8 protein-coding genes are annotated in these 11,807 nt (G+C 40.6%); 6 read left to right on the forward strand and 2 right to left on the reverse strand.

Annotated features, from left to right (window positions below):
* Positions 1-12: 12 nt before the first annotated feature.
* From AC1M87_RS04970 to AC1M87_RS04985, 4 genes are all read left to right on the forward strand, one after another.
* On the forward strand, positions 13-3,189 hold the full coding sequence (locus AC1M87_RS04970) for an efflux RND transporter permease subunit (RefSeq protein WP_481593104.1): 3,177 nt from the start codon (positions 13-15) through the stop codon (positions 3,187-3,189).
* The gene (gene adeK, locus AC1M87_RS04975; RefSeq protein WP_481593111.1) at positions 3,189-4,640 is read left to right on the forward strand and encodes a multidrug efflux RND transporter AdeIJK outer membrane channel subunit AdeK; all 1,452 of its coding nucleotides are present in this window, start codon (positions 3,189-3,191) and stop codon (positions 4,638-4,640) included. The genes AC1M87_RS04970 and adeK overlap by 1 nt, the downstream gene beginning before the upstream one ends.
* A gap of 98 nt (positions 4,641-4,738) precedes the next feature.
* A complete protein-coding gene (locus AC1M87_RS04980) occupies positions 4,739-5,089 on the forward strand; it encodes a YbjQ family protein (RefSeq protein WP_481593105.1) in 351 nt (116 codons plus the stop codon).
* Positions 5,090-5,098: 9 nt separating this feature from the next.
* Positions 5,099-5,539, forward strand: a complete 441-nt coding sequence (locus AC1M87_RS04985) for a YbjQ family protein (protein WP_092766865.1) — start codon at positions 5,099-5,101, stop codon at positions 5,537-5,539.
* 162 nt (positions 5,540-5,701) lie between these two features.
* Here AC1M87_RS04985 and AC1M87_RS04990 read toward each other — a convergent pair whose 3' ends face one another.
* A complete protein-coding gene (locus AC1M87_RS04990) occupies positions 5,702-6,508 on the reverse strand; it encodes an SDR family NAD(P)-dependent oxidoreductase (RefSeq protein WP_035266703.1) in 807 nt (268 codons plus the stop codon).
* Between the two features lie 18 nt (positions 6,509-6,526).
* On the reverse strand, positions 6,527-7,207 hold the full coding sequence (locus AC1M87_RS04995; protein WP_035266700.1) for a hypothetical protein: 681 nt from the start codon (positions 7,205-7,207) through the stop codon (positions 6,527-6,529).
* Between the two features lie 187 nt (positions 7,208-7,394).
* On the opposite strand from AC1M87_RS04995, the gene AC1M87_RS05000 reads away from it, so the two are divergent.
* Both AC1M87_RS05000 and AC1M87_RS05005 read left to right on the forward strand, forming a co-directional pair.
* Positions 7,395-10,289, forward strand: a complete 2,895-nt coding sequence (locus AC1M87_RS05000; protein WP_481593106.1) for a valine--tRNA ligase — start codon at positions 7,395-7,397, stop codon at positions 10,287-10,289.
* Between the two features lie 107 nt (positions 10,290-10,396).
* The gene (locus tag AC1M87_RS05005; RefSeq protein WP_481593107.1) at positions 10,397-11,794 is read left to right on the forward strand and encodes a KAP family P-loop NTPase fold protein; all 1,398 of its coding nucleotides are present in this window, start codon (positions 10,397-10,399) and stop codon (positions 11,792-11,794) included.
* Positions 11,795-11,807: the final 13 nt, after the last annotated feature.

Raw genomic sequence — 11,807 nt, forward strand, 5'->3', positions numbered from 1 at the left:
GGAGTAGACTGAATGGCTCACTTTTTTATCCATCGCCCAATTTTCGCTTGGGTGATTGCATTGGTCATCATGTTGGCGGGTATTTTATCCCTCACCAAGATGCCAATTGCGCAATACCCAACGATTGCACCACCAACGGTATCGATTTCTGCAACATATCCGGGTGCATCTGCTGAAACTGTAGAAAACACAGTAACGCAAATTATTGAACAACAAATGAATGGCTTGGATGGGTTACGTTACATCTCATCTAACAGTGCTGGTAATGGACAAGCTTCCATTACTCTAAACTTTGAACAAGGTATCGATCCTGATATTGCACAGGTACAAGTTCAAAATAAACTTCAATCAGCGACTGCACTTTTGCCTGAAGACGTACAACGTCAAGGTTTAAAAGTTACCAAGTCTGGCGCAAGCTTCTTACAAGTTATTGCGTTTTATTCTGAGTCAGATGCATTAGATGCAAATGACATTAAAGACTATGTAAATTCAAATATCTCTGAACCACTTAGCCGTGTGACTGGTGTTGGTGAAGTGCAAGTATTTGGTGGTTCATATGCTATGCGAATTTGGATGCACCCATCCAAAATGGCCAACTTGCAAGTTACACCAAGTGATATTGCAAATGCATTAAGAACTCAGAATGCGCAAGTGGCGGTAGGTCAGTTAGGTGGTGCACCTTCTGTACAAGGTCAAGTTTTAAATGCGACTGTAACTGCTCAAAGTCTTTTACAAACACCTGAACAATTTTCAAATATTTTCCTTAAGAACTCACCAAATGGTGCACAAGTTCGTTTAGGTGATGTCGCTAAAATTGAATTAGGTGCAGATAATTATGCATTTGACTCTAAATTTAATGGTCAACCTGCAGGTGGTGTAGCGATTCGTTTGGCAACGGGTGCAAACGCATTAGATACAGCCCAAGCGATTGAAGATCGTTTAAAAGAATTACGTCCAAACTACCCAACAGGTATGGTGGACAAACTTGCATTTGATACAACACCATTTATTGAGCTCTCAATTAAAAGTGTTGTGAAAACCTTAATTGAAGCAATTATCCTCGTATTCTTGGTCATGTTCTTGTTCTTACAAAACTGGCGTGCAACCATTATTCCAACAATGGCTGTTCCAGTGGTTGTATTGGGTACATTTGCCGTGATCAACATGTTCGGATTCTCGATCAACACATTAACCATGTTCGCTATGGTTCTCGCCATTGGTCTTCTGGTGGATGATGCGATTGTCGTCGTAGAAAACGTTGAACGTGTGATGGCAGAAGAGCATCTTGAGCCTGTGGAAGCGACTGAAAAGTCGATGGGACAGATCTCTGGTGCATTGATTGGTATTACCTCTGTCTTAACTGCAGTATTCGTACCTATGGCATTCATGGGGGGTACGACAGGTGTAATTTATCGTCAGTTCTCTATCACGCTCGTTACAGCAATGATTCTTTCATTGATTGTTGCATTAACCTTTACCCCTGCATTGTGTGCGACCCTGTTGAAAAAACATGATGTCAACAAACCTCAAAGCAATAACATTTTTGCCCGTTTCTTCCGTTGGTTTAACAATGGTTTTGACAAAATTTCGGTGAAATATCAAAACGGCGTAAACCGTTTAACACATGCTAAGCTATTTGCAGGATTGGTCTATGGTGTTGTGATTGCTGTGATGGGCTGGTTATTTGTCAACCTTCCTTCTTCATTCTTACCAGATGAAGACCAAGGTGTGGTGATGACTCTCGTTCAGCTTCCACCGAATGCAACGCTTGAACGAACAGGTAAAACAATTGATCAAATGACAGGCTTCTTCCTCAACAACGAGAAAGAACATGTTGAATCTGTATTTAGTGTTGCTGGTTTCTCGTTCACGGGTATTGGTCAAAATGCGGGTCTTGCCTTCATTAAGTTGAAAGACTGGAAAGACCGTACCTCTCCTGAATCTCAGGTCGGTGCCATTATCCAACGTGGTATGGCACTGAATATGATTGTGAAAGATGCCAGCTATATCATGCCTCTTCAACTTCCAGCAATGCCGGAGTTGGGCGTGAGTGCAGGCTTTAACCTACAGTTAAAAGCAGCTGCAGGTCAGAGTCACGAGCAATTATTAGCAGCACGTAATGCTGTACTCGGCTTAGCTTCTCAAGATCAGCGCTTAACAGGTGTTCGTCCTAACGGACAAGAAGATACGCCTCAATATCGTGTCATCGTCGATCATGCTCAAGCAGGTGCTATGGGAGTCAGCATTGCTGAAATCAATAGTACGATGGGTATGGCATGGGGTGGTACATACATTAATGACTTCATCGATCGTGGTCGTGTGAAAAAAGTGTATGTCCAAGGTGAAGCGAGCTCTCGTATGATGCCTGAAGACTTAGACAAGTGGTATGTCCGCAATAACCAAGGTACGATGGTTCCATTCTCAGCGTTCGCGACAGGCGAATGGACTTATGGTTCACCACGTTTAGAGCGTTATAACGGCGTTTCTTCCATGAACATTACAGGCACTCCAGCTCCAGGTGTGAGTTCGGGTGATGCAATGGCAGCGGTTGAAGAAATCATTGCGAAGCTTCCTTCAATGGGCTTACAAGGCTTCGATTACGAATGGACTGGTTTATCTCTCGAAGAACGTGAGTCTGGCGCACAAGCACCATTCCTTTATGCTCTTTCGTTATTGATTGTCTTCCTCTGCTTGGCAGCCTTATATGAAAGTTGGTCTATCCCATTCTCTGTACTCATGGTTGTGCCATTGGGTATTGTTGGTGCACTTGCCTTAACATTCTTGGGAATGATTATTTTGAAAGATCCAAACCTTTCAAATAACATCTACTTCCAAGTGGCGATTATTGCCGTGATTGGTTTGTCCGCGAAGAATGCGATCTTGATTGTAGAATTTGCGAAAGAGCTTCAAGATCAAGGTGAAGAACTCTTCGAAGCAACCTTGCATGCCGCGAAAATGCGTTTACGTCCAATCATTATGACCACATTGGCTTTCGGTTTTGGTGTTCTTCCACTAGCTCTCGCTTCTGGCGCAGGTGCAGGAAGTCAACATTCCGTGGGTTATGGTGTACTTGGTGGTGTAATCAGCTCAACACTTTTAGGGATCTTCTTTATTCCAGTGTTCTATGTATGGATCCGAAGTATCTTTAAAACAAAACCAAAACAAAATAAACAGGAGCAAATTTCGTGATGCAAAACGTATGGTCTATTACAGGTCGTAGCATTTCGGTATCTGCAATTGCGCTTGCTTTGACAGCATGTCAAAGCATGCGTGGTCCAGAACCGGTCACTCAAGCCAATATTCCAGGAAGTTATCTTGGCAATGCTTCTGGTCCATCTATTGCGGAGCAAGGTTATAAGGATTTTTTTGTAGATCAACGCTTAATCCAAGTTTTGGATTTAGCCTTGGCAAATAACCGTGATCTTCGTAAAGCGACGCTAAATATCGAATTAGCACGTCAACAATTTCAAATCAGCCAAAACAATCAATTGCCTACGATTGGTGCAAGTGGTGGTGTTTTACGACAAGACACGGTCAATTCGCCAAGCCCAGTAACAACTTATAATGTAAGTTTAGGTTTAACGGCTTATGAAATTGATTTTTGGGGTCGTGTTAGAAGCTTGAAAGACAATGCCCTAGACACTTATCTTTCAACTGCAAGCGCACGTGATGCCACTCAAATTGCCTTGATTAGCCAAACAGCTCAAGCTTGGTTGGCTTACTCATATGCGCAAGCGAATCTTAAGCTCGCTGAACAGACGCTAAAAGCTCAACTTGAATCTTACAATCTCAACAAAAAACGTTTTGATGTGGGAATCGACAGTGAAGTTCCGCTTCGTCAGGCTCAAGTTTCTGTTGAGACGGCACGTGGTGATGTTGCTGAATACAAGACTCAAATTGCACAAGCGGTTAATGCGTTAAACCTCCTTGTAGGTCAACCACTACCTGACAATTTATTGCCTAAAGAGAGAATCACACGTGTGACATCAACCACTGCTTTTGCGGCTGGTTTACCAAGTGATCTACTCAACAACCGTCCAGATGTTAAAGCGGCTGAATATCAGCTGAGTGCGGCTGGTGCGAATATCGGTGCTGCAAAAGCGCGTTTATTCCCAACCATTAGCCTCACAGGTTCAGCAGGTTATGCATCAACAGACTTAAGTGAATTATTTAAGTCTGGCGCTTTTGTTTGGTCTGTTGGTCCTAGTCTAGATATTCCAATCTTTGACTGGGGTACACGTCGTGCCAATATTAAAGTCTCTGAAACACAGCAACAGATCGCATTGTCTGATTATGAAAAATCAATTCAATCTGCGTTCCGTGAAGTGAATGATGCTTTGGCAGTGCGTCAAAATATCGGTGAACGTTTAACTGCACAACGCCGTTTAGTTGATGCGACCAATACAACCTACAAGCTCTCAAATGCCCGCTTCCGCGCTGGTATTGACAGTTTCTTAACCGTATTAGATGCGCAACGTACATCGTATAGTGCTGAGCAAGGTTTATTGCTGCTTGAACAAGCGAACCTTAACAACCAAATCGAGCTCTATAAATCACTCGGTGGTGGCTTAAAAACTAATACTACGGATCAAGTGATTTATCAGCCTTCAAGCTCAGATTTAAAATACGACAAGAAGTAATTTTTTGTTTAAACAAAGCTCACCTCGGTGGGCTTTTTTATTGTCCCAAATACTGATATTTTGTCATTAATTATCCTTTTTATAACGACTTCAATCACATGCTGTTAAGTAATTTAGAATCTGTACCTGGTCATCAAATTCAACAACAATTTGACGTGGTATATGGCAGTACCGTCAGAAGTAAACACGTCGGGCGTGATTTACTCGCAGGACTTAAGAATATCGTCGGTGGAGAACTCACCGCATACACGGAATTACTTGAAGAGTCTCGTCAAGAAGCAATGAATCGTATGATTGATAAAGCACGTGGCTTAGGGGCGAATGCGATTGTCGGAATTCGTTTCTCAACTTCCAATATTACCCAAGGTGCTTCCGAATTATTTGTTTATGGCACAGCTGTGTATGTCACACCGAATGCACCTGAAATTCCTGATCCATTCACCTCTTAAGGATTCGTTATGGATGGTATCATTTTTCAGGTGGTCATCTTTCTCATCCTATTTTGTATTGGATTTGGATTTGGTCGCTATAATGAACAAAAGCATCTTAAGCAACTTGATGAACAAGAAGCGCGCTTAGCTTATATCAAGTTAGATAGTCAGCGTTTTAAAACTTCTGAAAACCATGGACAAATGATCAGCAGTAATGTTGTGATTTCGCATGATTATTTTAAGTTTGTACTTGCGCAAATCCAAAATTTCTTTGGTGGACGCTTACGCAGTTATGAAAGTATTGTTGAACGTGCAAGACGTGAAGCTATTGTTAGACTTAAACTTGAAGCAGAAAAAATGGGCGCAACTGAAATCTTAGGGTTAAGACTCAGCACCACAGATTTAGGTCTTCAAGGTGGAATGGTTGAAGTATTCGCTTACGGAACTGCTATACAAAAGAGAGACTAAAAGTCTCTCTTTTTCTTTACAGGTATGTAGTAGTCACTCAAACCGTACACTTTGCTTGAGGAGTCTTCAAACCCCTTATCGCTCGCATGATCATTGAGATAGAAAACCAGACATAGTTGATAAAATTTTTCTCATCGATACGCGGGTCACGATCATTAAAAATTACTTTACTTTCATTTTTCGGATCATTCGATACAGTATTGCTGGTGATAACCGTGAAATAAAGACGCCTAATTTTTCTTTTGCCCCACCCACGACAATATACTCATCCCCTTTCAATAATGCCTGTACGGTTTGTTTAGCAAATTCCTCTGCTTCTAAACCATTTTCAATAGCCTCATCTTGATAACCTTGGGGCTTTCCTTCACCGTTTAAAGCGTTAAAGGATACATTGGTTTTCACGAATCCCGGGAAAATTACCGAGACACCCACACCATCTTGCGCAACTTCAGCACGTAAGCTATTCGCCCACATATGAATCGCACCTTTGGCTGCCGAATAAGTCGCACGATATTGTGTGCCCAATAACCCAGCTACACTTGAGATAAAGGCAATTCGTCCTGACTTTTGTTGCTGAAAAGTCGGTAAAACCGTTTTGGTTAAAAAGACTTGAGAGAAATAGTCAACTTCCATGATCGCACGTTCAGTTTGCATGGTCGTGTCTTTAATTAATGCACGTTGTGATAGACCTGCATTATTGATTAACCAATCAATACGTCCCTTTTGTTGGAGAACTTGTTCATAAGCATGACGAACTTGTGATTCATCTGTGATATCCGCTTTAATGGAAATATGTCGTTCTGGGTGTGCCAAAGACTGTCTTACCGTTTCCAGCTCTTCAAAACGACGAGCCGTCAATATAACCTGTGCCCCTAAGCTGGCACATTCAGCAGCCAACGCTTTACCAAGACCCGATGATGCACCTGTAATCCACACCACTTTCTGATCAAGCTGTTCCAACTTTGCCATTCCCTTTATCCTTATGGTTTAAGCATTTAATTTTGCTTTTTGCTGTCCTTCATTATCAAGAAAAACCAAAAAATGGTCAAAGTACTTCACGATACTTTGTGCATCATGAATTTTGCTTAAATTTTCAAATCGCTTATACCCTAATCCTGTGGTCAAACTGATCACACCATTTAAGGTTTTATCCACCACCATATTAAATTTCAGCATTTTTTTAGGTTCACGAATTAAGCTCGTAACGCCTTGATCAACCACTTTAGTGAAGGCTTTTAAGCCGGGAGCAACATATTGATTTTGACCTTCACGCATACGTTCTGCACAGCCCAGTAACTCATTCACAATAACTTTTTCAACTGGGTATGAAATATAGTATTTTCCATCTTGTTCATACATCAAACTTTGTACATGATTCACCATAGGCGTTAAGCGATCATTACCAAAAAAAGATACTGACCAAGGCATGTATTTCAAGATTGCATCTTGCACTTGTTTCAATACTTTTGCTGAGTCTTGATCCTTTGCATTAGAATCTTTGACCAGTGTGCCAAAGGCTTGATCAATAATCTCACAAGCAATTTTGGACAGATTATCTCCAAGAATTTTAGCTTGCGCTTCACGATCTCCTGCATTGAGTTTTTGGTGAATGGTTTGATATTGCTGATAAGTTTCAGGTTGTAAGCGCAAAGAAATAGTATAGGTCATGCGATTGTTATCCTTTATTGTCAGGCCGATTCCGCGAGTTGACGCTGGCTTTAGTGTTATTCAAAATCAATTACTGTTCGATTGTGTGGGATTTGAAATGAGAATGCATTTGCTTAACGTGCCTCTCCATGCATTTTTTTTGCTACAATAGATGCAATTTTTTATCTACTTTTGATCTGTTCGAACTATGACTGATTCAGCGCAAAATATTGCTACAACCTACGATCCGACCGAGATCGAGAAAAAATGGTACCAAACTTGGGAAGAACGCGGTTACTTTAAGCCGTCTGAAAAAGGCGAGTCTTTCTGTATCATGATTCCGCCACCAAACGTCACTGGTAGCTTGCACATGGGTCATGGTTTTAACAATGCCATCATGGATGCTTTGACACGTCATAAACGTATGTCTGGCTTCAACACGCTTTGGCAACCGGGTACTGACCACGCAGGTATTGCAACGCAAATGGTTGTAGAGCGTCAGTTAGGTGCACAAGGCGTAAGCCGTCATGACTTGGGTCGTGAAAAGTTCATCGAAAAAGTATGGGAATGGAAAGAACAATCTGGCGGTAATATTACCCGTCAAATCCGTCGTTTAGGTTCTTCTGTAGATTGGTCTCGTGAACGTTTCACCATGGATGAAGGTTTATCAAACGCGGTAAAAGAAGTGTTTGTAAAACTGCATGAAGAAGGTTTGATTTACCGTGGTAAACGCCTAGTCAACTGGGATCCAAAACTCCAAACTGCGCTTTCTGACCTTGAAGTTGAGTCTGATAAAGAAGAAGCAGGCTCACTCTGGCACTTCAAATACTTCTTTGAAGACAAATCACTTCGTACCCACGATGGTAAAGATCACATCGTTGTTGCAACCACTCGTCCTGAAACATTATTAGGTGATACAGCGGTTGCTGTTGCGCTTGATGATGAGCGTTATGCACATCTTGTAGGTCAAAACATCATCCTACCAATCACAGGTCGTGCGGTTCCTATCGTTAAAGATGAATATGTTGATAAAGAATTCGGTACAGGCTGTGTAAAAATCACCCCTGCGCATGACTTCAATGACTATGAAGTGGGTAAACGTTGCGAATTGCCAATCATCAACATCTTCAACAAAAATGCTGAAGTGCTTGCTGAGTTTGAATATATCGCAAAAGCGGGCGAGCAAATTTCTAAAACCATCCCTGCCCCTACGGACTATGTTGGTTTAGAGCGTTTTGAAGCACGTAAAAAATTAGTAGAACAAGCTGAAAGCGAAGGTTGGTTAGACCAAATTCAACCGTACACGTTGAAACCACCTCGTGGAGACCGTTCAGGTGTAATCGTTGAGCCGTTATTAACAGACCAATGGTACGTGAAGATTGCACCGCTTGCTGAACCTGCAATCAAAGCCGTAAAAGATGGCGACATCAAATTTGTACCTGAGCAGTACAGCAACATGTACATGGCATGGATGAACAATATCCAAGACTGGTGTATCTCTCGTCAATTGTGGTGGGGTCACCGTATTCCTGCTTGGTACGATGCGGAAGGTAATGTTTACGTTGGTCGCAATGAAGCTGAAGTTCGTGAGAAAAACAACATTCCTGCCGATGTTCAATTAGATCAAGATGAAGATGTACTTGATACATGGTTCTCATCGGGTCTTTGGACATTCTCAACTTTAGGTTGGACGGGTAATGAAGCGAAAGATAAAGAAAACTATTTCTTAAATACTTTCCACCCGACTGATGTTCTTGTAACAGGTTTCGACATCATCTTCTTCTGGGTTGCTCGTATGATTATGCTTACGATGCACTTCATGAAAAATGAAGATGGTACGCCACAAGTACCGTTCAAAACTGTGTATGTTCACGGTTTGGTACGTGATGGCGAAGGTCAGAAGATGTCTAAATCTAAGGGTAACGTACTTGACCCATTAGATTTGATTGACGGTGTTGATCTTGAAACTTTAGTACAAAAACGTACGACAGGTTTGATGAACCCGAAACAAGCGGCGAAGATTGAAAAGTCGACTCGTAAAGAATTCCCTGAAGGTATTCAATCTTACGGTACAGATGCAGTTCGTTTCACATTCTGTGCGCTTGCAAATACGGGTCGTGACATTAAGTTCGACATGAAACGTGTTGAAGGTTACCGCAACTTTGCCAACAAAATCTGGAACGCAACTCGTTTCGTGATGATGAACTGCGAAGAGCAAGTGATTGGTCAAGACGTTCGCCAAGACCTTTGGGAATTGCCTGAACAATGGATCGTCAGCCGTCTACAAAAAGCGGAACAAGCGGTGCAAACAGCATTTGCAACGTATCGTTTGGACTTGGCTGCACAAGCGATTTACGAGTTCATTTGGAATGAATACTGTGACTGGTATGTAGAGCTGACTAAGCCTGTTCTGAATGATGAAAACGTATCGGTTGAGCGTAAAGCTGAAGTACGTCGTGTGCTTCTGTCTGTGATGGAAGCGTCTTTACGTTTGGCTCATCCATTGATGCCGTACCTAACAGAAGAAATCTGGCAAACACTCGCGCCAAAACTGAACATCGTTGGCGAAACAATTATGCTTGCACAGTACCCTGTTGCTGACCAAGCGTTAGTTAATGAACAAGCTGAAGCAGATATGCAATGGCTTCAAGGTTTGATTGGTGCGGTACGTAATATCCGTGGTGAAATGGGCTTAGGTAATGCTCGCTTATTGCCTGTTCTACTTCAAAACACGACTGATGCTGAAAAAGCACAAATCGCACGTATTGAACCATTGTTTAAAGCATTGGCAAAAGTTGAAAGCATTACATTCTTGGCTGATGCTGAACAACCGCCATTATCTTCTTCATCTGTAGTCGGTCATGTGTCTGTATTCGTTCCAATGAAGGGCTTAATTGACCCTAAAGCGGAATTGGGTCGTCTACAAAAGGACTTAGACAAGGTTCAAAAACAGCACGACCAAATTGCAACGAAACTTGCGAATGAAGGTTTTGTGGCAAAAGCACCTGCTGCTGTGGTTGAAGGCGAGAAAGTAAAACTTGCTGAGTTTGCTGACCAGTTAGCGAAGATTAAAGCGAATATGGAGCAAATTGCGGCGCTTTAATGCGGTAGTTTGATTAAAAAAATCCCCTCTTAATGAGGGGATTTTTCATTAAAATCATAATGATATTTGATAGAATCATTTGATTAAAACTTCATAAATATCTCAACATGACAAATATAGATAAATTCGCATTTTCTGCCGATAGACCAATTAAAAACATAGAACAAGACGTATTGGGTCGAGCTGATTTTGCAAAAAACTTAAGCGATGCTATTTCTCAGTGGAAAGGTGATGAAAGCTTAGTTATTGCGTTACATGGCGATTGGGGTTCAGGAAAATCATCAATTAAAAATATGGCGTTATCGTATTCAAAGCAACAAGATGACTCACCCACAATTATAGAGTTTTCACCTTGGGAATGGTCAGCTCAGGATAAGATTGTTCAGGCTTTTTTTGATGAAATATCAAAATCTATTGGAAGAAAGGATTCATCTAAAGAAGATCAAAAATTAGCAAATATATTTGCGAAATATGGCAATCATTTATCTACGGCACATACTTTTCTTAAGGGTGCTAATTTAGCACTGCCTCTTCTTGTAACTTCAATCCTAAGTACAGGTTTAATTAGCAGTTACTTTACTGACAATACACAATTACCAATACTCATTGCAACTATTACATCTTTTATAGCTTTAATCTTACCAGCTACAGAAAAAGGGAGTGAATTGTTAGGGAAACTTTCAGAAAACTACGAAAAAAAATCTAAATTAAATGAGAAAAACTTAGCAGAAATTCGCGAGGAGTTAATTACAGCTTTAAAGGATAGAACAACTCCTCTTCTAATTGTTATGGATGATATTGATCGTTTAACAACCGTAGAGTTGCGAATGATTTTTCAATTAATTAAGGCAAATACTGATTTTCCTAATGTAATATTTTTACTTTTATTTCAGAAAGATATTGTCGAAAAAAAACTTACTGATGACACACAATCTGGTGAAAATTATCTAGAAAAAATTATTCAAATTCCTTTTACAATTCCGCAGATTCAATTACAGCAAGTCCACGAAGTTTTATTTAACCTATTAAACAATGTAATAAATAGTCATACTGATGCTGATAAAAAATTTGACGAAAATAGATGGGCTGAGATTTATCGCAAAGGCTTAAAAAACTATTTTACTAATCTAAGAAATGTTTATAGATTCAACTCTACTCTATGCTTTAACTTTAATTTATTTAAAAACAATGACATTTTTGAAGCAGATCCAATAGATTTGATAGCCATTGAATGCTTAAGAATATTTGAGCCGAATGTTTATAGCAAACTTTCTAACTCCAAAGAAGCGTTTACAACTTTGCGTTCTGTCTCAAGTGATAATCAAACAGATAAAGTAAAGTATTCACGTATAATTGAAGATATTTTCAATAGCTCATCTGAGAAAAATAGAGAATCTGTCGAAGGTATTTTAAAAACCCTCTTTCCTTGTAGAGGTCAACAAATATTGGACATAGTTTTAAGTTTTTGTTCAGCCTCACAAGGGCTGATGCCATCATTAAATTGATGTGGTCGTATCT

It is taken from the genome of Acinetobacter sp. 24-47-62 (genome assembly GCF_056779765.1).